Source organism: Pseudomonas aestiva (genome assembly GCF_039908605.1).
Taxonomy (GTDB): Bacteria; Pseudomonadota; Gammaproteobacteria; order Pseudomonadales; family Pseudomonadaceae; genus Chryseomonas; species Chryseomonas aestiva.
Genome location: NZ_CP150916.1, coordinates 2,617,586 through 2,641,379, shown reverse-complemented (window position 1 = coordinate 2,641,379; position 23,794 = coordinate 2,617,586). Strand labels below are relative to the sequence as shown.

The window sequence follows — 23,794 nt, the reverse complement described above, 5'->3', positions numbered from 1 at the left end:
AGCCTCGCTTCGATAAGGAGATGCGTATGCGCACCTGGTTCAAGGATCTGAAGACGACCCTCAAGCTGGCCCTGGGTTTTGGCAGCGTCCTGCTGCTGACCCTGGCCATCGCCGCGACCGGGTGGAGCACCATCGGCCTGCTGGCGCGCAGCGGCGACCGCCTGGCGGCCATCGGTAAACTCACCGAGGCGGCGAAGGATCTGGGCATCGCCCGGCAGGCCTATGCCCAAGCGGTCGGCGAAGCCGTGGCCCAGCCGGTGACGGCGCGTCTGGACGCCTTGCGCGAGCAGCAGGCGGCATTGCAGCGGCTGGGCCTGGACGCCGCCAGCCAGCGCCTGCTCGACGCGCAGAGCGAATTGGCCGCTGCCTATGCGCAGACCTTCGCCGCTCAGGTCAGCGCCTACCAGCGGCGCGGTGAAGCGGCGACCTTGCTCGGCACCCGTGCCGACGAAGCGTTGCAGGGCGTGGGTGAGATCGAGCAGAACCTGGCCACCAGTGAGGCACCCGAACTCTATCCCGGCCAGCGACTCGGCCAATTCCGGGCCATCGGCGTACTGGAGCGCCGTCTGCGCGAGGTGAGGTACAGCCTGCAGCGCTACCTGCTCGGTGGCGATCCCGCCCAGGAGGCCAAGGCGAATGCCGACATGACGGCCACGGTCGCCGAGCTGCAACGCCGCCTGGCCAGTGCCTCCAGCCGCGACGCGCCCATCCTGCGGCGCGCCGAAGAGGCACTGCTGCATTACCAGGATTCCATCGGCACCTTTCAGCAGGCCAACCAGCAGGCCGCCCAGGCCGCCGAGGCACTGCGCGGCCTGGAAGACCGACTGCTCGACACCGGGCGCCAGCTGGTGCGCCAGACCATCGTCCAGCGCGAGGCGGCCAGCGAGCAGGCCTATCGCTGGCTGGCGCTGATCAGCGTGCTGGCGTTGCTGGCCGGTCTGCTGGCCGGCTGGCTCATCACCCGCCAACTGATGCAGCCGCTGCGCGCCTCGCTGCAGCAGGCCCGGCGCATCGCCGGTGGTGATCTGTCGTCCATGCCGCCGGTGACGCGGCGGGACGAACTCGGTCAGTTGCAGGCCAGCATGGGCGAGATGACCGCCGGCTTGCGCGAGCTGGTCGGCCAGGTCCGGGAGAGCACCACGCAGCTGCAAGGCGCGGCTCAGGGGCTCACCGGCAGCGCCGAACGGACGCGTGACGGAGTGGAACGCCAGGGCCAGGAAACGCGCCTGGTGGCTACCGCCATCGTGCAGTTGACCGCCAGTGCCCAGGAGGTGGCCACCCATGCCGAAATGGCGTCGCAGACCTCTCGGCAGGTCGAGCGCGCGGCGGACGATGGCGATGCACGGGTACGCCAGGCGATCACCGCGGTTGACGCGCTGGTGCAGGAGATGGTGCAGGCCGCCACGGCGATGGATGCGCTGTTGCGCGAGAGCGAGCGTATCGGCGCGGTCACCGGGGTCATCAAGGCGGTCGCCGAGCAGACCAACCTGCTGGCGCTCAACGCGGCCATCGAGGCGGCCCGCGCCGGGGAGGCTGGACGTGGCTTCGCGGTGGTGGCCGACGAGGTGCGCAATCTGGCTCGTAGCACCCAGCAGTCGGTCACCGAGATCGAGCGCAGCGTCGCCGATCTGCGTGGCCGCGCCGCCCAGGCCGCGGCGCGCATGGACGCCAGTCGTTCGCAGACCGGCCAGGCGGTGACCCTGATCCAGCACGCTGGCGAGGCGCTGCAACTCATTGGCAGCCAGGTCACGAGCATGCAGGCGATGAACCTGCAGATCGCGGCCGCCGCCGAAGAGCAGAGCCGGGTCGCCGGTGAGGTGGGGCAGAGCGTCGCCGTCGTCGAGGCCCTGGCGGAAGCCAGTGTCAGTTCCAGCCAGGAGATGTCCGCGGCCAGCGCGGAACTCGGACAGCTGGGTGCGGAATTGACCGCCCGGATCAGTCGCTTCCGCCTGTAGGCACGCCAAAGGCCTCGACCCTCCACAGGGGCGGATGAGGCTCGCAGGGCGAAGGCCGCTGCGGCGAGCGCTCTACTCGCGAACGTCAGTGCGGGTCCTGGCCTTAGCCAACCCGCTGCCGGCGATCCGGCGTGCTGCGCGCGCCCGGATCCGGACGCGCGAGGTGGGTCATGGAGGGAGGAACGTCGCGCGCTGGGAGGTGAGGCCGCTGACCTGGCCGGTCGGATCGCGCTCGGCGGGTAACGAAGGCAGGGCGGCGATTCGCGCTGCCCTGCAGGGACTTCAGTGCGCGGCGGCCTTGCTCAGGTCGGCTTCGTTCCACTCGGTATAGACGCAGGCATCGCTGGCCGCCCAGCGCAGCCGTACCACCTGGCCAGGCTGCAGGCCCTGGGCATGGGCCAGCGACTTGACCATCAACTGGGCGCCCCCCGCGGTCTGCAGCATGCAGCTCTGGCTCTCGCCCAGGAACAGCGCCTCGCCGACCCGTGCCGGGATCTCGTTCCAGCCCGCCGGCATGGGCAGGGTCGCGGCCTGTTCGGTGGTCAGCAGCTGCAGCTTTTCCGGCCGCAGCATCAGCAGCAACGCCTGCTCCGGTCTGACGCCGGCGGTCGGGCGCATCGCCAGCTCCTGACCCTCGAAGGTGCAATGGGCCTGGGCCCGGGCGGTGACCTTGAGGAAGTTGGAGTTGCCGAGGAAGGCCGCGACGAAGGCATTCGGCGGATTCTGGTAGAGGTCGTAGCCACTGCCCAGGCCGACGATGCGCCCGTGACTGAAGATGGCGATGCGTTGCGACAGCCGCAGGGCTTCTTCCTGGTCGTGGGTCACGTAGACGATGGTGATTCCCAGTCGCCGGTGCAGCTGGCGCAGTTCGTCCTGCAGGTCTTCGCGGAGCTTCTTGTCCAGGGCGCCAAGGGGTTCGTCCATCAGCAGGATGCGCGGTTCATAGACCAGCGCCCGTGCGATGGCCACCCGCTGCTGCTGGCCGCCGGAGAGCTGCGCCGGCCGCCGATGGGCGAAGGCATCGAGCTGCACCAGGCGCAGCATGGCGTCGACCCGCTGGTTGCGCTCGGCCGCACCGACCTTGCGGATGTCCAGGGGGAAACCGATGTTGTCGCGCACCGAGAGGTGCGGAAACAGCGAATAGCGCTGGAACACCATGCCGATGTCGCGCTGGTGTGGTGGCACCCGCAGCAGCGAGCGACCGGCGACGCTGATGGCGCCGGAGCTGGGGGTCTCGAAGCCGGCCAGCATCGACAGGGTGGTGGACTTGCCGGAACCGCTGGAGCCGAGGAAGGTGAGGAATTCACCCTCCTGGATGTCCAGCGTGAGATCGTCCACGGCGGTGAAGTCGCCGTAGTGCTTGTTGAGGTTCTGCAGGCGGACCAGCGGGGCCGCGGGGGTGTGGTTCTGGAGTACGGCGCTCATGGCAGGCTCCGGGAGCTCAGCGGGAAAGGGGTTGGCGGCGGCGCAGCAGGGCAGCCGCGAGCATCACCAGCAGGGAAAGGCCGATCAGCACGGTGGAGGCCACGGCGATCACCGGCGTCAGGTCCTGGCGCAGGGTCGCCCACATCTTCACCGGCAGGGTCTGCAGGTTGGGGCTGGCCATCATCACGCTCAGCACCACCTCGTCCCAGGACACCAGGAAGGCAAATAGAGCCCCGGCGAACACCCCCGGCCAGATGCCGGGCAGGGTCACCCGGTAGATCGCCTGCAGGCGCGAGGCACCGCAGATCACCGCGGCATCTTCGATGGACTGATCGAACAGCTTGAGCGAATTGATGACGGCGATCAGCGCGAAGGGCAGGGCGACGATCACGTGGCTGACCACGAAGGCCAGCAGGGTACCGGTGTAGCCCAGACGCAGGAACAGCGCATAGATGGCCACGGCGATCACCACCAGCGGCACGATCATCGGCAGGGTGAAGACCGCATAGAGCGTCTTGCGCCCGGGAAATTTGCCGCGTACCAGGGCGAAGGCGCAGGGTACCGCCAGGGCCACCGAGACCAGGGTGGTCAGCAGCGCCACCTTGAGGCTGGCCAGCGCCGCCTGCATCCATTCCGGGTTGGCGAAGAATTGCTGGTACCACTTCAGCGTCCAGCCCGGCGGCGGGAAGACCAGCCACTGGGAGGAGCCGAACGACAGCAGCACGATGAAGAAGATGGGCAGCAGGAGCACCGCGGCGATGGCGCCGGTGACCAGCAGCAGGCCACCGCGCAGCCGCCAGCCGAGGGCACTGGGAGTGAGCAGCATGGGGTTACCTCGCGTTCTGGGGGTCGACCGGGGATTCCGGTTGCAGCCTGAGATAGAGGGCGAACAGCACCAGGGCGATGACGATGAGCAACGCCGCGGCGGCGCTGGCCAGGCCCCAGTTGAGGAAGGACTGCACCTGCTGGATGATGAATTCCGGCAGCATCATGTTCTGCGCCCCACCCAGCAGCGCCGGGGTCACGTAGTAGCCGAGCGACATGACGAACACCATCAGGGCACCCGAGCCCAGGCCGGAACGGCACATCGGCAGGAACACCTTGCGGAAGTTGGTCCAGGGACTGGCGCCGCAGATGGCGCCGGCCTGCAGCACCATGGGGTCCATGGCCTGCAGGGTCGCCTGCAAGGGCAGCACGATGAAGGGGATCATGATGTAGGTCATGCCGATCACCACCCCGGTCAGGTTGTTGACCATGGCCAAGGGCTCGTCGATCAGCCCCATCGCCATGAGCAGCTTGTTGATCACGCCCGAACCCTGCAGCAGCACCAGCCAGGCGTAGGTGCGGGCCAGCAGGCTGGTCCACATCGACAGCAGCACGATGTTGAACAGCCAGCGGCCCCAGCCGCGTGGCATCAGGGTAATGGTCCAGGCCAGCGGAAAGCCGATCAGCACGCTGAAGAGCGTCACCAGCGCGGCGACGCCGAAGGTGTTGAGCAACACCTGGGCATAGGCACCGTTGGCGAACAGCGTCTGGTAGTTGCCGAGGCCCGGCACGGGTTCGAGGAACCCGCGCAGCAGCAGACCGATCAACGGCACCAGGAAGAATAGGCCGAGGAACAGCAGGGCAGGGACGAGGTGACTCGCCCCCTTCCAGCGTACGGCGCGTTCACCCCGGGTCCGCGCCGGGTCGCTCAGCGGACGCGGGGTGTCCTTGGCGGAGCCGAGCACCGCCCGGCTGGAACTTGAGGCGGACATGTCATTTCACCAGCCATTCGTTCCAGCGGCTGGCGATCTCGCCACCGTGCTGGGCCCAATAGGCGAAGTCCAGGGTGACCTGCTCGCTGCCGTAGGCGGTGGGCAGATTCTTGGCCAGGTCCGGGGTCAGTTTGGCGACGCTGTCGAGGTTGACCGGCGCGTAGGCGGTGAGGTTAGCGAACTCGGCCTGGCCGCGGGCGCCGCTGGCCTCGGCGAGAAATTTCATCGCCGCCTCCTTGTTCTTCGCGCCCTTGGGCACCACCAGCATGTCGGCCATGACCAGATTCTGCTTCCAGCTCACGCCCACCGGCGCGCCGTCCTGCTGCAGGGCATAGACCCGGCCGTTCCAGAACTGCCCCAGGGTCGCTTCACCAGAGGCGAGCAGCTGCTGCGACTGGGCGCCGCCGCCCCACCAGACGATGTCCTTCTTGATGGTGTCGAGCTTCTTGAAGGCGCGATCCAGGTCCAGCGGATAGAGCTTGTCCTTGGGCACCCCATCGGCCAGCAGGGCCAGTTCCAGCACGCCGGGGCTCGGCCATTTGTAGAGCGCCCGCTTGCCGGGATAGGTGGTGGTGTCGAACAGCGCCGACCAGTCCTGTGGCTGCTTGCTGCCCAGCTTGCCCTGGTTGTAGCCGAGCACGAAGGAGAAGAAGAAGGAGCCCACGGCATGATCGTTGACGAAGCGCGGATCGATCCTGCTGCGGTCGATGGTCTTGAAGTCCAGCGGCTCCAGCAGGCCCTGCTGGGCGGCGCGCAGGGCGAAGTCCGCCTCCACGTCGACCACGTCCCACTGCACATTGCCACTCTGCACCATGGCCTGCAGCTTGCCGTAGTCGGTGGGGCCGTCCTGCACGACCTGGATACCGGTCTGCTGGGTGAAGGGTCCGGCCCAGGCCTGCCTCTGGGCATCCTGGGTGGTACCGCCCCAGCTGGTGAAGTTGAGACTTTCGGCCTGGGCCGGAAGGGCCAGCGTAGTCAACAGGCCGGCAGCGACCACAGAGACGACTTTAAGCTTCAGCAACATCGTGACGCCCTCTTTTGTTATTGGATCGGCGCGGCAGAGGTGCCGCGGCCTTGTAGGAGTCGTGCGATTCGAGGCGGATAGCGGCACCTCGAAGTAGAGCTGTCGACCCTGTCAAACGGGTCGTATTGTCATTCGATATTATGGTATTCCAAACTTTTTGCAAGTATGCCAGAGGCCTCTGGAAGGCGCTTCAGCCAGGGAACGGCAGGGTCTCGACGATCTCCAGTTCGTACCCGGTCAGGCCGGCATAGCGCAGCGGCAGACCCAGGTGGCGGATACGCCCGACGCCCAGGTCTTGCAGGATCTGCGCCCCGGTGCCTACCTCGGCATAGATGCGCGACTGAGAGCGCTCGAACAGCCGCTTGGGTTGGGTCAGCGAGGGCACCCGGGCCAGCAATGCCTGGGAGGATTCATGGCTGGCGAGCACCACCACGATGCCGTGGCCTTCCTGGGCGACGCGTTCCAGGGCAGCCCACAGGGTCCAGCTCGGCGGGCCGCTGTATTCGGCACCGACCAGGTCGCGCAACGGGTCCAGGGCATGGACGCGGACCAGGGTGGGGGTCTCGCGGTCGATGTCGCCCATCACCATGGCCAGGTGCACGCCGCCCTCGATGCGGTCCTCGTAGGTCAGCAGGCGGAAGGTGCCGTGCACCGTCGGCAATTCGCTCTCGCCGATGCGGGTGACGGTGTGTTCATGGCGCAGTCGGTAATGGATGAGGTCGGCGATGGTGCCCAGCTTGATGCCGTGGCGTTCGCCGAAGCGCTCCAGGTCCGGTCGGCGGGCCATGCTGCCATCGTCGTTCATCACCTCGACGATCACGGCCGAAGGATCGCGACCGGCCAGCCGTGCCAGGTCGCACCCGGCCTCGGTATGGCCGGCGCGAGTCAGCACGCCGCCGTCGCGAGCGCGCAGGGGAAAGATGTGGCCGGGCTGGACCAGATCGCGCGGGGTGGCATCCGGCGCCACCGCCGCTTCGATGGTGCGCGCTCGGTCCGCCGCCGAGATACCGGTGGTGACGCCCGTGGCGGCTTCGATGGACACGGTGAAGGCGGTGCCGTGGACGGTGCCGTTGTCGCTGACCATCTGCATCAGGTTGAGCTGGCGGCAGCGTTCTTCGGTCAGCGTCAGGCAGATCAGACCGCGGGCTTCGCGCGCCATGAAGCTGATCGCCGCCGGGGTACAGGCATCGGCGGCGAGCAGGATGTCGCCCTCGTTCTCGCGGTCTTCGTCATCGACCAGGATGACCATCTTGCCGGCACGGAAATCCTCGATGATCGCTTCGATGGGATGGATGGCCACGACTACCTCTCAGGGTTCTGGATTGCTATGTAATCTGGTATACCATGAGACAAATCGCAGCGAAAGAGGCAAGGTGCCATGAAAGGTTATTGGATTGCAGCGGTCGATGTGACCGATCCCGAGGCTTATCGCGGCTATACGGAGCGCGCACCGGCGGCCTTCGCCCGCTATGGCGGTCGCTTCCTCGCCCGAGGCGGACGCGCCGAGCAGCTGGAAGGCGAAGGCTGGGCGACGCGCCGGGTGGTGATCGAATTCGATTCCTACGAACAGGCCCTGTCCTGCTATCGCTCGGCGGAGTATCAGGACGCCTGCGGGCACCGGCAGACGGCGGCCCGGGCCGAGATCTTCATCGTCGAAGGACTCTGAGAGAGGCGGCCAGGCACGGCACTGCCGCGTCTGGTCGAAGACGGCTAGCGTTCGATGCGCGGCTCGTCCTGCACGCGGGGGATGAACAGCTCACGGGCCTGTTCGCCCTGGTGCTCCTGCTGCCGCTGCAGGTAGTCGAGGGCCACCTTGGCGGCGGCGCGCACGTGATCCACCGATGCCTGGTGGGCGGCCAGGGCATCACCGCTGCGGATCGCCGCGACCATGCGCTCCATCTCGGCATTGCTCGCCTGACGGCGATTGGCCTGGGAGACCGAGGTGGCTCTCAGGTAGCTGACGCGCGCCTGCAACTGGCGCAGCTGGGTGGCGGCGACGCGGTTGCCGCAGCCTTCCATGAGCACGTCGTAGAAATTCTGCACGGTCTCGATCACCTCCGGCAGTTCGGCGCCCTCCAGGGCCTCGCGGTTTTCCGCCAGGGCTTGTTCCAGCGCGGCGATCTCCTTGGGGCCGGCGCGCAAGGTGAAGAGTTGCACGATCAGGCCTTCCAGCACGCAGCGCAGTTCATAGAGGTCGCAGGCATCCTCCAGGGTGATGATGGCGACGCGCGGCCCACGGGCATCGGCGAACTCCACCAGGCCTTCGGATTCGAGATGACGCAGGGCTTCGCGCACCGAGGTGCGGCTGACGCCCAGGCGGTCGCAGAGATCGCGCTCCACCAGGCGATCGCCCGGCAGCAACTGGAAGTTCAGGATCGCCTGGCGCAGGCGATTGCACACCATTTCACGCAGGGTGACCGGGCTGCGGGTGATCTTGAAGCTGTCGTCTAGCTGCGCGCGTCTCATGGGGCTCTCTGGCGGACCGGTTCTACAGGCGACGACGAGGCACGCGACTACATGGGGCCTGCGTGCTCGCCAGGGCGGAAGAGGGCAAGTCTAGCATGCCCCCTGCAGGTGTTCATGGGCCCGTCCGCTCAGGCATAGATCGGCGCGGCGCCCATCCGGCCCCGGTGATAGAGCATCGGGATCACCTCCTGGTCCGGCACGATGAGATTCTTCACCGCCCCGACGATGATGGCGTGGTCGCCGCCGTCGTACTCGCGCCACAGCTCGCACTCGATCACCGCGGTGGCGTCCGCCAGCAGCGGATTGCCCAGGGCGCTGCGCGTCCATTCGATACCCTGGGTCTTGTCCTTGCCCTTGCTGGCGAAGGCGTAGGCGATACGCTGCTGTTCGGCGCTCAGCAGGTGGATGGCGAAGCCCTTGCCGTCACGCAGCAGCGGATAGGTGTCGGAGCTGTAGTTGGGGCAGAAGAGCACCAGCGCCGGGTCCAGCGACAGGGCGCTGAAGGCGCTGGCGGTCAGGCCGGCGAGGTTGCCCTCGGCGTCCAGGGTGGTGACCACGGTGACGCCGGACGGAAAGGCGCCCATCACTTGCTTGTAGATTGCGGGATCGATCATGACTGCCAACCTCGTTTAACGCATTACAAAGGGATCGGGCATCGGCGCCTGGGACAGATTGATCCATACCGTTTTGGTTTCGGTATAGGCCAGAACCGAGTCGATGCCGCTCTCGCGGCCGTAGCCGCTGTTCTTGAAACCGCCGATCGGCGCCATGGCCGAGACCGCGCGATAGGTGTTGACCCAGATGATGCCGGAGCGGATATCCCGCGCCAGGCGATGGGCACGACCCAGGTCGCGGGTCCAGATACCGGCGGCGAGTCCCAGCTCGCTGTCGTTGGCCAGGCGCAGGGCCTCGGCCTCGTCCTTGAAGCGGATCACCGCGGCCACCGGGCCGAAGACTTCCTCCTGCATGATGCGCAGCGAGTGCCGGTCGCATTCCAGCAGGGTGGGTTCGTAGTACCAGCCGGCGCTGCCGGTGTCGGGTCGCTTGCCGCCCAGGCGCAGGGTGGCGCCTTCGGCCAGGGCCGCCTCCACCAGCCGCTCGACGATGGCGAGCTGCTGCTCGGTGGCCATGGGGCCCATCTCGCTGGCGTCATCCTGGGGATTGCCGATGCGGATGCGCTGGGCACGCTCCACCAGTCGGGTGATGAATTCGTCGTAGATATCGTCCTGCACCAGCAGCCGCGAGCCGGCCACGCAACTCTGCCCGGAGGCGGCATAGATACCGGCCACCGCGCCATTGATCGCGCTGTCCAGGTCGGCGTCGGCGAAGATGATGTTGGGCGACTTGCCGCCCAGCTCCAGGCTCAGCTTGGCGAAGTTCTCGGCGCTGGCGCGGACCACATGGCGGGCCGTGGCGGCACCGCCGGTAAAGGCGATCTTGCGCACCAGCGGATGGCGGGTGAGGGCCGCGCCGGCGCCCGGACCATAACCGGTCACCACGTTGAACACGCCCGGCGGAATGCCGGCTTCCAGGGCCAGTCGCGCCAGCTCCAGGATGGTGGCCGAGGCATGCTCGGACGGCTTGATCACCACGGTGTTGCCGGCGGCCAGGGCCGGGGCGACCTTGATGGCGGTCAGGTACAGCGGGCTGTTCCAGGGCACGATGCCGGCGATCACGCCCAGCGGTTCGTGCACGGTGTAGGCGAAGAGGTCGGTCTTGTCGAGGGGCAGGGTGCCGCCTTCGAGCTTGTCGGCCAGGCCCGCGGTGTAGTGGAAGAATTCCGGCAGGTAGCCGACCTGGCCGCGGGTCTCGCGGATCAGCTTGCCGTTGTCGCGGCTTTCCAGCTGGGCCAGGGCTTCCTTGTTGGCGGCGATGAGATCGCCCAGCCGGCGCAGGAGCTTGCCGCGGGCGCTAGCGGTCAGGCCACGCCAGGCCGGCGCCTCGAAGGCCCGCTGGGCGGCCTGGACCGCGCGGTCGACGTCGTCGGCATCGGCGTCGGGCAATTCCGCCCAGGCGGTCGCGGTGGCCGGATCGAGACTGGCGAAGGTACGGCCCGACTGGGCCGCGGTCCATTCGCCGTCGATGCACATCTGAAAACGTTGCAGGGTCATGCCACGTATCCCTTGATGGAGGTGGAAGGGGCCTTGCCCAGGGCGTCTTCGAGAAAGTCCAGCAGCAGGGCGTTGACCAGCTTGGGTGACTCGACCGGCATCATATGGCGCTGGTCGGCCAGCACGGCAGTGCGCGCGCGCGGAATCCGGGCGGCCAGCTGGCGCGCCATCTCCGGGGTCGAGCCGCTGTCCAGTTCCCCAGTGGCCACCAGGGTGGGCACCTGGATGCTGTCCAGGCGCTCGGCGCCATAGCGGTCCTGGGTGGCGAACAGGGCATAGGTGGTCAGATAGCCCTGGGGGTCATTGCTGGCGAAGGCCTGCCGCAGCGCCTGGATCTGCGCCGGGTTGGCGCCCTGGTACTCGCGGCTGAACCAGCGCGCCAGGGCGCTATCCAGGTTGGCGTCAGGGCCTTCGAGTTCGGCCTGGCGGGTTCGCTCCAGGACCCCGCTACGCTGCTCCACCGAGCGATTGAACACGCTGTTGAGGATCACCAGGGCGTCCAGTCGCTGCGGATGGCCGAGGGCGAAGGCCCGGGCCACCAGGCCGCCCATGGAGAAGCCGACCACCACGGCCGTTGCCAGCCCCAGGTGATCGAGCAGTTCGGTGAGCTGCGCGGCATAGTCGTCGAGCGTCGCCTGCGCCGCCGGGCGCTGGCTTTCGCCATGGCCGAGCATGTCATAGGCGATCACCTGGTAGCGCGGCGCGAGGCCCGCGAGTTGACCGCCCCACATTTCCTTGCTGAGCCCCACGCCATGGATCAGGACGAGCGGGCTGCCATCGCCGGCGATGCGGTAGGCAGTGCCGGCGGGGGTCTTGGCGTCTGTAGACCGGATCATTCGCGGATTCTCCTCAGCGCGCCTTTTCAGCCGCGAGTTCCTCGAGGTCGATGTAGCGGTTGCCGATGCGCGGATGCAGGCGGCCACCGTCGGCGGCGCCCAGCACCACCACGATCTCGTCGGCCCGCGGTGCGTCCTCGATGCGCATTTCCAGGGTGATGTAGTGGGATCTCAGGCCCTCGTCATCCTTGTGCATCATGGGGATCTGGATGGAAGTACCCGGGGCACCGCGCTTGTTGGTGAAGCTCAGGTAGCTCTTGGCCTGGACCGCCTCGCGGTAGTGGTTGCCGAATCTGAGGGTGTGGATCACCGCCGAGGCGTGTTCGATCTCGCCGTCGGCGCCGACCACCGCCGCCTTGCCATAGGCCTCGATGCGCTCGGCACCGCCGATGGCGCGGGTCAGGCGCTCGACGATGAAGGCGCCGAGGTCGGAGCAGTGGGCCTTGATCTCAGGCTTGAGGTCTTCGACGAAGCCCTTGCCGACCCAGGGATTGCGAATCACCACGGCGACGCCGGCCATGGTCACCGGCTTGTCGGTGGCCTTGCCGCCTTCGCTGTGGGTCTCTTCGAGATAGGTGACGACCTTGCGGATTTCGAAACTCATGCTGACTCCTGGGATGTCTGTTGGATGATGGTATGCCACGCCCTCGGGCGTGTTGCAGGTCCGCGCCGGGGCGCGGACCCTGGATCAGGCAAAGGCCGGTGCCACCTTGTCGATGAACAACTCCAGCGACTTCTTCTTTTCGGCGAAGGGCAGGCTGTTGTCGCACCAGAAGCTGAATTCGTCGACGCCCAGTTCCTCGTAGTGACGCAGGCGGGTGATGACCTCGTCGGGGGTGCCGATCATGGTGTTCTTGCGGATGTTCTCCAGCTCGAACTCCGGGCGGCCGGCGAACTTTTCTTCCGGACTGGGAGCGAGGAAACCGTTGACCGGGGTTTCCTTGTTACCGAACCAGGCATCGAAGGTGCGGTAGAAACGGCCGATGGCCTGGGCGCCGATCTTCCAGCCCTCGGGTTCTTCCGCCGCGTGCACATGGGTGTGGCGCAGCACCATCAGCTTGGGCCGGGCTACCCCGGGGTTGTTGGCCAGGGCGTTGTCGAACTTGTGCTTGAGGTCCACCACTTCCTCGTCGCCCTTCATCAGCGGCGTGACCATGACGTTGCAGCCGTTGGCCACCGCGAAATTGTGCGAATCCGGATCCCGCGCGGCGATCCAGATCGGCGGGGTGCCGATCGGCTTGGGCACGCTGGTGGAGGTGGGGAATTGCCAGACTTCGCCATCGTGGGCGTAGTCGCCTTCCCAGAGCTTGCGCAGCGCCGGGACCAGTTCGCGCAGATGCTTGCCGCCAGCGGTGGCGGGCAGGCCGCCGGCCATGCGATCGAATTCCACCTGGTAGGCGCCACGGGCCAGGCCCACTTCCATGCGGCCTTCACTGATCACGTCGAGCAGGGCGCATTCGCCAGCCGCCCGCAGGGGGTGCCAGAAGGGCGCGATCAGGGTGCCGGCGCCCAGACGGATGGCCGAGGTACGCGCCGCCAGGTTGGCCAGGATCGGCATGGGGCTGGGGGAGATGGTGTATTCCATCGCATGATGCTCACCGACCCAGACGGTGCAGAAACCGCCGGCTTCAGCCATCAGGGTCAGTTCGGTCAGCTCTTCGAACAGCTGCCGATGGCTGACGCTTTCGTCCCAGCGTTCCATGTGCACGAACAGGGAAAATTTCATAAGAAGCCTACCTCTTGTCTTTCACCTCGGCCCAGGGCTCGGGTGTCTCTTGTTGGCGGTACGCGACGGCTCGACCAGTCGATGTTTTTATTGGTATACCATAATACGCGAACTGGCAAGCAGAGATGTAACAAGATTCGGCGGTAGTCCCCAGACGTCACTTCCACAGGCCAAAAGGCGGTTGTGTAATCTGGTATGCCGTAATACTTTCTGCTCACCAGGACGACCTGTCCAGCAGGCGTCTTCCACAACTACAACAATGGAATTCCTGGATGTCCGCAGCCCCTCGCTCTGCCGTCGCTATCGAAACCCATACCGTGGATCACGTCGCCCCGGCCGAACGCCACGGCCATAGCCGCGATCTCTTCACCCTCTGGTTCAGCACCAATATCGCGCCGCTGCCCATTGTCACCGGCGCCATGGTGGTCCAGTCCTTCCACCTGAATCTGGCCTGGGGCCTGCTGGCCATCGTGCTCGGGCATCTGCTCGGCGGGGTGGTGCTGGCCCTGGCCTCGGCCCAGGGGCCGCGCCTGGGCATCCCGCAGATGGTGCAGAGTCGCGGCCAGTTCGGTCGCTATGGCGCTCTGCTGATCGTCTGCGTCACGGCGCTGATCTATGTGGGCTTCTTCACCTCCAACGTGGTGCTGGCCGGCAAGTCGATCCAGGGTCTGGTGCCGGTCGTACCCATGCCGTTGGCCATCGTGCTTGGTGCCCTGAGCGCCACGGCCATCGGGGTGATCGGTTATCGCTGCATCCACACCCTCAATCGCTGGGGCACCTGGGTGATGGGCGCCGGACTGCTGGCCGGCTTCGCCATGATGCTGAGCCAGCCGCTGCCGGCGGATTTCCTGACCCGGGGCGGCCTCAACGGCAGCGGCTTCATTGCCACCCTGTCGCTCGGGGTGATCTGGCAACTGAGCTTCTCGCCCTACACCAGCGACTATTCGCGCTATCTGCCGGAAGCCGTCGGCATCGCGCGTCCTTTTTGGGCGACCTATCTCGGCGCCACCCTGGGCACCATCCTGGCCTTTTCCTTTGGTGTGGTGGCGGTACTGGCAGTGCCGGCCGGCGGCGACGCCATGGCTGCCGTGGCCCAGGCCACCGGCTGGCTGGGTCCGGTGCTGATGGTGCTGTTCCTGCTCAACATCATCAGTCACAACGCGCTCAACCTCTATGGCGCGGTGCTCGCCATCATCACCTGCGTGCAGACCTTCGCTGCTGGCTGGACGCCGGGTGTCAGGGTCAAGGTGGTGCTGTCGAGTCTGGTGCTGGTGGGCTGCTGCGGGGTGGCGCTGATGGCCTCCGCCGATTTCATCGAAAGATTCATCGGCCTGGTGCTCGCCATGACCATGATCCTGGTGCCCTGGGCCTCCATCAATCTGATCGACTTCTATCTGATCAAGCGCGGCGACTATCACATCCCCTCGCTGTTCGCCGCCGACGGCGGCCGCTATGGCCGCTTCAACGGCCATGCCATCGCCGCCTATGCGGTCGGCATCCTGGTGCAGCTGCCGTTCGCCAACACGGCGCTGTTCAAGGGGCCCTATGCCGACCTGGTGGCGGGCGCCGATCTGTCCTGGCTGTTCGGGCTGCTGGTGACCTGCCAGCTGTATTTCTGGCTGGCCTACCAGGGCTCGCCGGCCCAGGCCGCCCGGCTGCAGGCTGCCTCGGCACAATGATCGGCGGCGCTGTCGAAAACCACCTTCAATCCCCTCCCGAGGAACCCCGCTCATGTTGCAAGACGCTTCCCTGTTTCGCCAGCAAGCCTATGTCGACGGCGCCTGGATCGACGCCGACAGCGGTGCCACCGTCACCGTGGACAACCCGGCCACCGGTGAGACCCTGGGCACCATTCCCAAGCTCGGCCGCGCCGAGACCAAGCGTGCCATCGACGCCGCCAATCGCGCCCTGCCGGGCTGGCGCGCGCTGACCGCCAAGGAGCGTTCGGCCAAGCTGCGGCGCTGGTACGAGCTGATGATCGAGAACCAGGACGACCTGGGCCGGCTGATGACCCTGGAGCAGGGCAAGCCGCTGGCCGAGGCCAAGGGCGAGATCGCCTATGCCGCCTCCTTCATCGAGTGGTTCGCCGAAGAAGCCAAGCGCATCTATGGCGACACCATCCCCGGCCACCAGGCCGACAAGCGCATCCTGGTGATCAAGCAGCCCATCGGCGTCACCGCCGCCATCACGCCGTGGAATTTCCCCACCGCGATGATCACCCGCAAGGCCGGTCCGGCCCTGGCCGCCGGCTGCACCATGGTCATCAAGCCCGCCAGCCAGACCCCGTACTCGGCACTGGCCCTGGTCGAACTGGCCGAGCGCGCCGGCATTCCCAAGGGCGTGCTGAGCGTGGTCACCGGTTCCGCCGCCGAGATCGGCGCCGAGCTGACCGAAAGCCCCATCGTGCGCAAGATCTCCTTTACCGGCTCCACCGAGATCGGTGCCAAGCTGATGGAGCAGAGCGCGCCCACCATCAAGAAGCTGTCGCTGGAGCTGGGCGGCAACGCGCCCTTCATCGTCTTCGACGACGCCGACCTGGACAAGGCCGTGGAAGGCGCCATCGCCTCCAAGTACCGCAACGCCAGCCAGACCTGCGTCTGCGTCAACCGCCTCTATATCCAGGACGGTGTCTACGACGCCTTCGCCGAGAAATTCAAGGCCGCGGTGGCCAAGCTCAAGGTCGGCAACGGCCTGGAAGAGGGCGTGACCATCGGCCCGCTGATCGACGCCAAGGCGGCGGCCAAGGTCAAGGAACACATCGACGACGCCGTGAGCCAGGGCGCCAGGGTCATCGCCGGGGGCAAGGCCCACGCCAACGGCGGCAGCTACTTCGAGCCGACCATCCTCGCCGACGTGCCCAGGAGCGCCAGGGTGTCCAAGGAAGAGACCTTCGGCCCGCTGGCGCCGCTGTTCCGCTTCAAGGACGAGGCCGAGGTCATCGAGCTGGCCAACGACACCGAATTCGGCCTGGCCTCCTACTTCTATGCCCGCGACCTGTCCCGCGTGTTCCGCGTGGCCGAGGCGCTGGAGTACGGCATGGTCGGCATCAACACCGGCCTGATCTCCAACGAGGTCGCCCCCTTTGGCGGCGTCAAGGCTTCGGGCCTGGGCCGCGAAGGCTCCAAGTACGGCATCGAGGACTACCTGGAGATCAAGTACCTCTGCCTGGGGATCTGATCGCTCTCGTTGGGCTTCGCGGCGCTCAACCCAACCTACCAGCCGCCGTAGGTTGGGTTGAGACGGCTGCACCGTCGAAGCCCAACAGCTCCCGGCGCCATCAACCCAAGGGATGCAACTGCCCGGCCTCGGCCGTACCGAAATAGAGGCCATGCTGACCCTGCGCCTGCTCGTGCAGACGGCGCTCCAGGATCTGCTGGATCGAGGGGTAGGCCAGTACGGCCCAGGGCAGCTCGTCCGGGGCGAAGAAACGGCGCTCCAGGGTCTCGACACCGGCGTCGGCGGCGATCTCGATCAATTCGGCGCGAAAGATCAGATAGACCTGGTTGACCGTCGTGGCGTTGAAGATGGAATAGGGTGCCAATATTCGCGCCCGCACCCCGCTTTCTTCCCAGGTCTCACGCAAGGCCGCCTGCTCGGCGCTCTCGCCGTTCTCCATGAAGCCCGCGGGCAGGGTCCAGTAGCCAAGCCGCGGCTCGATGGCCCGGCGACAGAGCAGATAGCGGCCCTGATGCTCCACCAGGCACCCGGCAATCACCCGCGGATTGTCATAGAGCACATGGCCGCAGGCGGTGCACAGCAGCCGCTCGTGGCTATCCCCAGCGGGCCGGCCACGCCGGAGTTCGGCGCTGCCGCACTGGCAGCAGAAACGCGGAGATGAATTCATGCTGACCTCGCTTGACCGCCATTCTGATTGTTATGGTCTTACGGTATACCACCGCTACGGATGGTAGGCGAGGGGGATGCGGTCAAAGCAGGACCCTGCCGTGATCAGCAGCAATGGCCTGACACTTCAACCCTTGGACTGGGCCGGGTCCGCACTGCGGGGATAGGTACGCTCTTCTTCGATACGACCGTCGCTGGTGTGGATTTTGACGCTGCCAGTCTTGCCATCCAGGTATTGCGCTGCCTGGTGAACGAGGGCGTCCTTGGTCGACGCCTTGAGCAGGGCACGATCGCCATGTTCCTCTTTGAATTCCCAGCCGGTGTCGGTGGGTAGGATGTGGTAGTTCTGCATCTGGTCTCCCTGGGGCCGCTGGCCCGCGCCTGGTCTTGGGTTGCGCCTGTTTCGACCCGCGTTCGCCCGAGAACATTCGAGCGAAGCGGTTGGACCAGGTAGCCAGCCTCAGCCCTGCAGATAGACCACCTGGGTGTGGGTGTACTCATAGAGTCCGTGCTTGCCGTCGGCGCCGCCGATGCCGGACTTGCGCACCCCGGCGTGGTAGCCCTGCATGGCCTCGAAGTTTTCCCGGTTGATGTAGGTCTCGCCGAAGTCGATCTCGCGCATGGCGTGCATGGCCTTGCCCAGGCTGCGGGTATAGACGGAGGAGGTGAGGCCGTATTCGCAGTCGTTGGCCAGGGCGATGGCCTCGTCGAGATCGTCCACCACCTGGATCGGCAGCACCGGGCCGAAGATTTCTTCGCGCATGATCGGCATGTCCGCGCGACAGTCCGCCAGCACCGTGGGCTGGAAGTGGAAGCCGCGACCCAGGTCGGCGCGACGGCCACCGGTGACCAGGCGGGCGCCCTGGCCGAGGGCGACGTCGACCTTGGCCGCCACCTTGTCCAGGCCGGCGGCGTTGATCAGCGGTCCCATCTCCACGCTGGTGTCGGCCTGGGGGTCGCCATAGCGGGTGGCGGCCATGGCGCGGCCGATGCGCTCGATGAAGTCCTCGGCCACCGCGCGTTCCACATAGACCCGCTCGGCGCAATTGCACACCTGGCCGGTGTTGATGATGCGCGAGTCACGGATCGCCCGGACCGCCAGGTCCAGGTCGGCATCGGCCAGGACGATGGCCGGCGCCTTGCCGCCCAGCTCCAGGTTAAGCTTGGTCAGATTCGGCGAGGCAGCGGCCATGATCCGCGAGCCGGTGCCGACGCTGCCGGTAAAGCTGACCATGTCGATGCCGGCATGGGCACTGAGCTGGCCCCCCACGGCGCCGGCACCGCTGACCAGGTTGAAGACCCCGGGCGGCAGGTCGGTCTCGGCCACCAGGCGGGCGAATTCATGGGCATTGATCGGGGTTTCTTCGCTGGGCTTGATGACGATGGTGTTGCCGGTGATCAGCGCCGGCGCCAGCTTGCGGGCGATCAGGAAGAAGGGGAAGTTCCAGGGCAGGATGCCGGCCACCACGCCCAGCGGCTTGCGCAGCAGAAAGATTTGCTCGTCGGGTCGGTCGCTGGTGATGATTTCGCCTTCGATGCGCCGCGCCCACTCGGCCATGTAGTCGAGATAGTCGGCGGTGAAATTGACCTCCACCTCGGCCAGGCCATGGACCTTGCCCTGTTCGGCGACAATGGTCCGGGCCAGCCGCGGTGCGTGCTCACGCAGCTTTGCCGCGATGCGCCGCAGGTAGCCGGCGCGCTCGATGGCTGGTTTGCGCGCCCAGGCCTTCTGGGCACGGCGGGCGGCGGCGATGGCCTGGTCGACGTCCTCGCGACTGGACGCCGGTACCCGGGCCAGGGCCTCGCCGGTGGCGGGGTTATGGACGAGAAAGTCCTCGGCGGCCGGCAGCAAGCGGCCATCGATGTAGTTCTGGTAAAGAGGCAGATCGGCCATGGCGGACTCCGGGTCAATAGGTGCGAGAGGGCGCCTGGGGCGCTTCGAGGGGGCGATAGCGGGCCAGGTTGGCCAGCGCCGCCTGGCGGAACAGGCTGATGTCGATGCCGACGGCAACGAACTGGCAACCCCAGTCGCGATAGCGCCGGGCATCGTCTTCCTGGGGCGCCAGGATCCCGGCCACCTTGCCGGCCGCGCGGGTGGCATCGATGGCGGCGCGGATACGCGCCTGCACCTCGGGATGGCCCGGATTGCCGGCATGGCCGAGGCCGCTGGAGAGGTCGGCCGGGCCGACGAAGACGGCGTCCACGCCCTCCACCGCGGCGATCTCGGCGACGTTGTCGCTGCCCAGCCGCGATTCCACCTGGACGATCAGGCACAACTCGGTGTGAGCGTTGTGCAGGTAGTCGGGTACCGCGTCCCAGCGGGTGGCGCGGGCCAGGCCGCCGCCGACGCCGCGGATGCCGTGGGGCGGATAGCGCATGGCGCGCACCAGGGCGCGGGCCTGCTCGGCGGTCTCCACCATGGGCACCATCAGCGTCTGCACGCCGATGTCCAGCAACTGCTTGATCAGCACCGCATCGCCGGTCACGCAACGCACCACCGGCGCCGTGGGGTAGGGCGCCACCGCCTGCAACTGGGCGAGGATGCTTGGCACCGTGTTGGGGGCGTGCTCGCCGTCGATCAGCAGCCAGTCGTAGCCGGTGCCGGCGGCGATCTCGGCGGCATAGCCGGTGGCGAAGCCGGCCCAGAGGCCGTAGAGGGTGTCGCTGCCCGTGAGGCGGGCCTTGAAGGGATTGCGCGGCAGATCCATGACGGTCGTCTCCAGGGGAATCAGGAAGGGGTGTCCGGCAGGCGCACCAGCAGCCCATAGCTCAGGGCACCGGCCACCGCGACGGCGGCGGCGATGCCGAGCGCGAGGCCGAAGGAGCCAGTCTGCTGGACGATCATGCCGGTGATGACCGGGGCGAAGGCGCCGCCGAAGTAGCCACCGAAGTTCTGGATGCTGGCCAGCGAGGCCACCTGGTGCGAGGGCACCGCGACGCTCACCAGCGACCAGGTGCCGGCCACCGCCACGTTGAGGCTGAACAGCGCCAGGCTGAAGCAGAGGATGACGCTGCCGATGCCGGTCACCCCGGCGCTGCACAGGGCGAATAGCCCGGCCGCGGCCAGACCGCCGCAGATCGGCAGCTTGCGACTGAAGGCCAGGCTGCGCCCGCTGCGGGTCAGGCGATCCACCAGCAGGCCACCACCGATTACGCCACAGGCGCCGGCCAGGAACGGCAGGCTGGCGACCCAGCCGGCCTGGGACAGGGACAGGTGGTGAACCCGCTCCAGGTAGGCTGGCAGCCAGGTCAGGAACAGCGACAGCATGTAGATGATGCCGACGTAGCCGATCACCACGCCCCAGGTCAGGCGGCGGCGGAACAACCCCAGCCAGTCGGCGAAGGTCAGCCGCTGGCCGGCGTCTTGGGGTGGCAGGCCGGCATCCAGGTGCGCCCGCTCCGCGGCGTCCAGCACCACCTGCACCCGGTCGCGATAGCTCAGGTACCAGAGCGCCGCGACGGCAACGCCGAGCACCCCCATGGCGATGAACATCTGCCGCCAGCCCAGCCACAGCAGTAGCGCAGTGAGGATCGGCTGGGAGATCGCCGGCCCCAGCGAGGACGACAGGTTGAAGATGCCGGAGGGCAGGCCGCGCTCGCGCACGTTGAACCACTCGCTGACCACCTTGGCGCCGGCCGGAAATTGCGGCGCCTCGCCGATGCCCAGGCCGACGCGGGCGAGGATCATCAGGTGCAGGCTGCTGAGCAGCCCGAGCACGCCCTGGGCGAGCGACCAGAGGCAGATGCCCAGGCCCAGTGTCAGGCGCGCGCCGAAGCGATCCAGCAGACCGCCGATGGGCAACTGGGCGAAGGCATAGGCCCAGGCGAAGGCCGACAGCAGCAGGCCCATCTCGGTCGGCGTGAAGCCCAGTTCGCCGCTGATGGTCTGGTTGGCGATGGCCAGGGTGCTGCGGTCGAGGTAGTTGACGAAGCCCGCCAGTACCAGCAGCGCCAGGGCGATCACCTGGATCCGCTTGAGGCGAGCGCTCTTGGGTGGCAGCGGCGTCGCCGCGGGGCGCGCATCCGGTACCGGTGCCGCCAGGGTGTCTTGGGTCGCTTTCATCCAGCCCTCCTGGGCAACGCCTCAGTGGCGATAGGGACGTTCCAGGGCGCACTCCGGATTGAGGCGCACCCCGAAGCCGGGCCGATCCAGCGCCGAGGCGCGCATGCGGCCCCGCACCGGGACGGGTTCGTCGAGCAGCTGCGGATGGAACATGGGCACCACCTCGTCGGCCTTGGGCGCCATCATCAGAAACTCGGCGAAGGGACTGTTGGTGCGGGTGATGACGAAGTGGTAGCTGTAGACCGAGGAGCCATGGGGCACCACCAGGGCGTTGTGGGCATCGGCCAGCGCCGAGATGCGGATGAGCTCGGTGAGGCCGCCGCACCAGCCGACATCTGGTTGCAGGATGTCGCAGCAACCCATCTCCAGCAGCAGGCGGAAGCCCCAGCGGGTGGCCTCGTGCTCGCCGGTAGTGACCAGCATGCCCTTCGGCACGTTGCGCCTGAGTTCGGCATAGCCCCAGTAGTCATCCGGCGGCAGCGCCTCCTCGATCCACTTGAGGCCGTACTGCTGGGCCCCCTGGGCCAGGCGGGTGGCGTAGTTGAGGTCCAGGCTCATCCAGCAGTCGAGCATCAGCCAGAAGTCGTCGCCGACCCGCTCGCGCATGGTCGCCAGGGCTTCCAGATTCTTGCGCAGGCCTTCCTCGCCCTCGGCCGGGCCATGTTGCAGCGGTAGCTTGCCGCCGATGAAGCCCATCTCCTTGGCCAGGTCCGGCCGGGCGCCGGTGGCGTAGAACTGCAATTCGTCGCGCACGGCGCCGCCGAGCAACTGGTGCACCGGTTCCTGGCGCAGCTTGCCGAGCAGGTCCCAGAGCGCGAGATCCACTCCGGAGATGGTGTTGAGCACGATGCCCTTGCGCCCGTAATAGAGGGTGGAGAGGTACATCTGGTCCCAGATTTTTTCCAGGTCGGTGACCTTGGCGCCCTCCAGGAAGCGTGCCAGGTGCCGCTCGACGATGAAGGCACCCAGCTCGCCACCGGTGGTGACGGCGAAGCCCACGGTGCCGTCGCTGGCCTCGACTTCCACCACCAGGGTGCCCAGCACATTGATGCCGAAGCTGCGGCGGCTCTGCCGGTATTCCGGGTACTTGGCCATGGGCGTGGCGATGTGGTCGTCGATCCAGTGGCCGTCGCCCTGGTCGTGATAGTCGGCGCCACCGCCGCGAAGGGTGTAGGCGCGCACCTGCTTGATGGTGGGTAGGGTCATGGCGAAGCTCCCTTAATGACTGGGCGTGAGCTGGGGTTGGGGATCGGCCTGGTCGCGGCGGCGCAGGCCCAGGATCAGGGCGGCGGCCACCAGGGTGGTGCCGGCGAGCAGATAGAGGCCGGCGCCGGGATGGGCGAAGGTCACTTCGGCCCAGCGCTTGGCCAGGGGCGCGATGAAGCCGCCGATGGCGCCACAGGTATTGATCAGGGCGATGCCGCCCGCGGCGGCGCTGCCGCGCAACTGGTCGGACGGAAAGGTCCAGAACAGCGGCTGCACCGCGATGAAGCCGGCGGCGGCGAAGCACAGGGCGAGCAGCGCATAGAGCGGCGAGAAGGTCACCGAGGCGGCGATGCCCAGACCGGAAATGGCCAGGGTGGCGGCCGCGGTACGGCGGCGTTCGCCGGTGCGATCCGACCAGCTGGGGATCAGCCAGGCGGCGAGCAGGGCGCAGACCCAGGGAATCGCCGAGACCAGGCCGACCAGCAGCCCGACTTTCTGCCCGAGCAGCCCGGCCACCTGGGTCGGCAGGTAGAAGACCACGCCATAGACGCTGGCCTGGATCAGCAGGTAGATGCTGCACAGCAGGAGGATGCGCGGCTGACCGAGCAGGCGCAGCAGTCCGCCCTGATGCGGCTTGGCGGCGTCCTCGGCGTCCAGCGCCTGTTGCAGCGCCTGCTTTTCCGCGTCGCTCAGCCAGCGGGCGTCGCGCGGTCGGTTGTCCAGGTAGAACCAGGCCCAGACACCTACCAGGCTGGCCAGCACCCCTTCGACCAGGAACATCCACTGCCAGCCGTGCAGACCGCCGAAGCCGTCGAATTCCAGCAGCAGGCCCGACAGCGGACTGCCGAAGATGAAGGCCAGGGGCGCGCCGAAGTAGAAGAAGCCCAGTGCCCGGGCGCGATAGCGCGAGGGGAACCAGTAGGTGAGGTAGAGGATGACGCCGGGGAAGAAGCCGGCTTCGGCCACCCCGAGCAGGAAGCGCAGCACATAGAAGGCCGTCGCCGTGTGGGCGAACATCATGGCGGCGGAGATCAGGCCCCAGCTCACCATGATCCGGCACATCCACAGCCGGGCGCCGACGCGGTGCATGATCAGATTGCTGGGAATCTCGAGAAAGGCGTAGCCGACGAAGAAGACCCCGGCGCCAAAGGCGAAGGCCGCGTCGGAGATGCCGGTATCGGCCTGGAAGGCAACCTTGGCGAAACCCACGTTGGCCCGGTCGAGAAAGGCCATGACGTACATCAGCAGCAGGAAGGGCAGCAGGCGCCGGGTGACCTTGGCGACCAGCCCCGGTGACAGGGTGGTGTGCATGGCGATCTCTCTTGTTGTTGTGATTCGGCCACGGCTCAAGGTAGTCGCAGTTGCAATGCCTGGATAATCGC

Annotated in this window: 22 protein-coding genes; 4 read left to right on the top strand and 18 right to left on the bottom strand. The window is 67.1% G+C overall.

What is annotated here, in order from left to right:
- Positions 1–26 precede the first annotated feature (26 nt).
- Complete coding sequence (locus tag AABM56_RS12340) at positions 27–1,955, top strand: methyl-accepting chemotaxis protein (RefSeq protein WP_347883283.1); 1,929 nt, start codon at positions 27–29, stop codon at positions 1,953–1,955.
- 282 nt (positions 1,956–2,237) lie between these two features.
- Here the strand turns inward: AABM56_RS12340 and AABM56_RS12335 are convergent, their stop codons facing one another.
- The 5 genes from AABM56_RS12335 to ribBA all read right to left on the bottom strand — a co-directional run bounded on the left by AABM56_RS12335 (position 2,238) and on the right by ribBA (position 7,461).
- On the bottom strand, positions 2,238–3,380 hold the full coding sequence (locus AABM56_RS12335) for an ABC transporter ATP-binding protein (RefSeq protein WP_133860699.1): 1,143 nt from the start codon (positions 3,378–3,380) through the stop codon (positions 2,238–2,240).
- A gap of 16 nt (positions 3,381–3,396) precedes the next feature.
- Positions 3,397–4,206, bottom strand: coding sequence for an ABC transporter permease (locus AABM56_RS12330; protein WP_347883282.1), 810 nt, complete (start codon positions 4,204–4,206; stop codon positions 3,397–3,399).
- Between the two features lie 4 nt (positions 4,207–4,210).
- On the bottom strand, positions 4,211–5,137 hold the full coding sequence (locus tag AABM56_RS12325; protein WP_133860697.1) for an ABC transporter permease: 927 nt from the start codon (positions 5,135–5,137) through the stop codon (positions 4,211–4,213).
- 1 nt (position 5,138) lies between these two features.
- Positions 5,139–6,161: an ABC transporter substrate-binding protein gene (locus AABM56_RS12320; RefSeq protein WP_133860696.1), complete on the bottom strand. Its 1,023-nt coding sequence runs from the start codon at positions 6,159–6,161 to the stop codon at positions 5,139–5,141.
- Between the two features lie 190 nt (positions 6,162–6,351).
- Positions 6,352–7,461 (bottom strand): bifunctional 3,4-dihydroxy-2-butanone-4-phosphate synthase/GTP cyclohydrolase II, encoded by a 1,110-nt coding sequence (gene ribBA, locus AABM56_RS12315; RefSeq protein WP_347883281.1) that lies wholly within the window; start codon positions 7,459–7,461, stop codon positions 6,352–6,354.
- A 78-nt stretch (positions 7,462–7,539) separates the two neighbouring features.
- On the opposite strand from ribBA, the gene AABM56_RS12310 reads away from it, so the two are divergent.
- Complete coding sequence (locus AABM56_RS12310) at positions 7,540–7,827, top strand: DUF1330 domain-containing protein (RefSeq protein ID WP_133860694.1); 288 nt, start codon at positions 7,540–7,542, stop codon at positions 7,825–7,827.
- A 44-nt stretch (positions 7,828–7,871) separates the two neighbouring features.
- Here the strand turns inward: AABM56_RS12310 and AABM56_RS12305 are convergent, their stop codons facing one another.
- From AABM56_RS12305 to AABM56_RS12280, 6 genes are all read right to left on the bottom strand, one after another.
- Complete coding sequence (locus tag AABM56_RS12305) at positions 7,872–8,627, bottom strand: GntR family transcriptional regulator (protein WP_133860693.1); 756 nt, start codon at positions 8,625–8,627, stop codon at positions 7,872–7,874.
- Between the two features lie 128 nt (positions 8,628–8,755).
- Positions 8,756–9,241: a flavin reductase family protein gene (locus tag AABM56_RS12300; protein ID WP_059315038.1), complete on the bottom strand. Its 486-nt coding sequence runs from the start codon at positions 9,239–9,241 to the stop codon at positions 8,756–8,758.
- 15 nt (positions 9,242–9,256) lie between these two features.
- On the bottom strand, positions 9,257–10,738 hold the full coding sequence (locus AABM56_RS12295) for an aldehyde dehydrogenase (protein ID WP_133860692.1): 1,482 nt from the start codon (positions 10,736–10,738) through the stop codon (positions 9,257–9,259).
- Positions 10,735–11,574 carry an alpha/beta fold hydrolase gene (locus tag AABM56_RS12290; protein ID WP_347883280.1) on the bottom strand — a complete coding sequence of 280 codons (840 nt, stop codon included), beginning with the start codon at positions 11,572–11,574 and terminating at the stop codon, positions 10,735–10,737. Before AABM56_RS12290 ends, AABM56_RS12295 begins: the two co-directional genes overlap by 4 nt.
- 13 nt (positions 11,575–11,587) lie before the next feature.
- A complete protein-coding gene (locus tag AABM56_RS12285) occupies positions 11,588–12,178 on the bottom strand; it encodes an amino acid synthesis family protein (protein ID WP_133860690.1) in 591 nt (196 codons plus the stop codon).
- A gap of 84 nt (positions 12,179–12,262) precedes the next feature.
- The gene (locus AABM56_RS12280) at positions 12,263–13,300 is read right to left on the bottom strand and encodes an LLM class flavin-dependent oxidoreductase (RefSeq protein ID WP_133860689.1); all 1,038 of its coding nucleotides are present in this window, start codon (positions 13,298–13,300) and stop codon (positions 12,263–12,265) included.
- 272 nt (positions 13,301–13,572) lie between these two features.
- Here AABM56_RS12280 and AABM56_RS12275 point away from each other — a divergent pair, with 272 nt between their 5' ends.
- Together AABM56_RS12275 and gabD are read left to right on the top strand one after the other, a co-directional pair.
- Positions 13,573–14,979, top strand: a complete 1,407-nt coding sequence (locus AABM56_RS12275; protein WP_347883279.1) for a cytosine permease — start codon at positions 13,573–13,575, stop codon at positions 14,977–14,979.
- Between the two features lie 52 nt (positions 14,980–15,031).
- Positions 15,032–16,477: an NADP-dependent succinate-semialdehyde dehydrogenase gene (gene gabD, locus AABM56_RS12270; RefSeq protein WP_347883278.1), complete on the top strand. Its 1,446-nt coding sequence runs from the start codon at positions 15,032–15,034 to the stop codon at positions 16,475–16,477.
- Positions 16,478–16,577: 100 nt separating this feature from the next.
- Here the strand turns inward: gabD and AABM56_RS12265 are convergent, their stop codons facing one another.
- From AABM56_RS12265 to AABM56_RS12235, 7 genes are all read right to left on the bottom strand, one after another.
- A complete protein-coding gene (locus tag AABM56_RS12265) occupies positions 16,578–17,144 on the bottom strand; it encodes an NUDIX hydrolase (protein ID WP_133860686.1) in 567 nt (188 codons plus the stop codon).
- A 126-nt stretch (positions 17,145–17,270) separates the two neighbouring features.
- Entirely contained in the window at positions 17,271–17,495 is a 225-nt protein-coding gene (locus AABM56_RS12260; RefSeq protein WP_133860685.1) for a DUF2188 domain-containing protein, read from the bottom strand.
- Positions 17,496–17,603: 108 nt separating this feature from the next.
- Positions 17,604–19,037, bottom strand: coding sequence for an aldehyde dehydrogenase (gene aldA / locus AABM56_RS12255; protein WP_347883277.1), 1,434 nt, complete (start codon positions 19,035–19,037; stop codon positions 17,604–17,606).
- Positions 19,038–19,050: 13 nt separating this feature from the next.
- On the bottom strand, positions 19,051–19,851 hold the full coding sequence (locus tag AABM56_RS12250; protein ID WP_133860683.1) for an aldolase/citrate lyase family protein: 801 nt from the start codon (positions 19,849–19,851) through the stop codon (positions 19,051–19,053).
- A gap of 20 nt (positions 19,852–19,871) precedes the next feature.
- Positions 19,872–21,206, bottom strand: a complete 1,335-nt coding sequence (locus AABM56_RS12245; protein WP_133860682.1) for an MFS transporter — start codon at positions 21,204–21,206, stop codon at positions 19,872–19,874.
- A 21-nt stretch (positions 21,207–21,227) separates the two neighbouring features.
- Complete coding sequence (rhmD, locus tag AABM56_RS12240) at positions 21,228–22,412, bottom strand: L-rhamnonate dehydratase (protein ID WP_133860681.1); 1,185 nt, start codon at positions 22,410–22,412, stop codon at positions 21,228–21,230.
- A 12-nt stretch (positions 22,413–22,424) separates the two neighbouring features.
- Positions 22,425–23,723, bottom strand: a complete 1,299-nt coding sequence (locus AABM56_RS12235; protein WP_133860680.1) for an MFS transporter — start codon at positions 23,721–23,723, stop codon at positions 22,425–22,427.
- Positions 23,724–23,794 lie beyond the last annotated feature (71 nt).

What these genes read in the sequence shown, in the direction of transcription:
- AABM56_RS12340 (WP_347883283.1), top strand. Translation starts at nt 27, where the DNA reads ATGCGCACCTGGTTCAAGGATCTGAAGACGACCCTCAAGCTGGCCCTG.
- AABM56_RS12335 (WP_133860699.1), bottom strand. Translation starts at nt 3,380, where the DNA reads ATGAGCGCCGTACTCCAGAACCACACCCCCGCGGCCCCGCTGGTCCGC.
- AABM56_RS12330 (WP_347883282.1), bottom strand. Translation starts at nt 4,206, where the DNA reads ATGCTGCTCACTCCCAGTGCCCTCGGCTGGCGGCTGCGCGGTGGCCTG.
- AABM56_RS12325 (WP_133860697.1), bottom strand. Translation starts at nt 5,137, where the DNA reads ATGTCCGCCTCAAGTTCCAGCCGGGCGGTGCTCGGCTCCGCCAAGGAC.
- AABM56_RS12320 (WP_133860696.1), bottom strand. Translation starts at nt 6,161, where the DNA reads ATGTTGCTGAAGCTTAAAGTCGTCTCTGTGGTCGCTGCCGGCCTGTTG.
- AABM56_RS12310 (WP_133860694.1), top strand. Translation starts at nt 7,540, where the DNA reads ATGAAAGGTTATTGGATTGCAGCGGTCGATGTGACCGATCCCGAGGCT.
- AABM56_RS12305 (WP_133860693.1), bottom strand. Translation starts at nt 8,627, where the DNA reads ATGAGACGCGCGCAGCTAGACGACAGCTTCAAGATCACCCGCAGCCCG.
- AABM56_RS12300 (WP_059315038.1), bottom strand. Translation starts at nt 9,241, where the DNA reads ATGATCGATCCCGCAATCTACAAGCAAGTGATGGGCGCCTTTCCGTCC.
- AABM56_RS12295 (WP_133860692.1), bottom strand. Translation starts at nt 10,738, where the DNA reads ATGACCCTGCAACGTTTTCAGATGTGCATCGACGGCGAATGGACCGCG.
- AABM56_RS12290 (WP_347883280.1), bottom strand. Translation starts at nt 11,574, where the DNA reads ATGATCCGGTCTACAGACGCCAAGACCCCCGCCGGCACTGCCTACCGC.
- AABM56_RS12285 (WP_133860690.1), bottom strand. Translation starts at nt 12,178, where the DNA reads ATGAGTTTCGAAATCCGCAAGGTCGTCACCTATCTCGAAGAGACCCAC.
- AABM56_RS12280 (WP_133860689.1), bottom strand. Translation starts at nt 13,300, where the DNA reads ATGAAATTTTCCCTGTTCGTGCACATGGAACGCTGGGACGAAAGCGTC.
- AABM56_RS12275 (WP_347883279.1), top strand. Translation starts at nt 13,573, where the DNA reads ATGTCCGCAGCCCCTCGCTCTGCCGTCGCTATCGAAACCCATACCGTG.
- gabD (WP_347883278.1), top strand. Translation starts at nt 15,032, where the DNA reads ATGTTGCAAGACGCTTCCCTGTTTCGCCAGCAAGCCTATGTCGACGGC.
- AABM56_RS12265 (WP_133860686.1), bottom strand. Translation starts at nt 17,144, where the DNA reads ATGAATTCATCTCCGCGTTTCTGCTGCCAGTGCGGCAGCGCCGAACTC.
- AABM56_RS12260 (WP_133860685.1), bottom strand. Translation starts at nt 17,495, where the DNA reads ATGCAGAACTACCACATCCTACCCACCGACACCGGCTGGGAATTCAAA.
- aldA (WP_347883277.1), bottom strand. Translation starts at nt 19,037, where the DNA reads ATGGCCGATCTGCCTCTTTACCAGAACTACATCGATGGCCGCTTGCTG.
- AABM56_RS12250 (WP_133860683.1), bottom strand. Translation starts at nt 19,851, where the DNA reads ATGGATCTGCCGCGCAATCCCTTCAAGGCCCGCCTCACGGGCAGCGAC.
- AABM56_RS12245 (WP_133860682.1), bottom strand. Translation starts at nt 21,206, where the DNA reads ATGAAAGCGACCCAAGACACCCTGGCGGCACCGGTACCGGATGCGCGC.
- rhmD (WP_133860681.1), bottom strand. Translation starts at nt 22,412, where the DNA reads ATGACCCTACCCACCATCAAGCAGGTGCGCGCCTACACCCTTCGCGGC.
- AABM56_RS12235 (WP_133860680.1), bottom strand. Translation starts at nt 23,723, where the DNA reads ATGCACACCACCCTGTCACCGGGGCTGGTCGCCAAGGTCACCCGGCGC.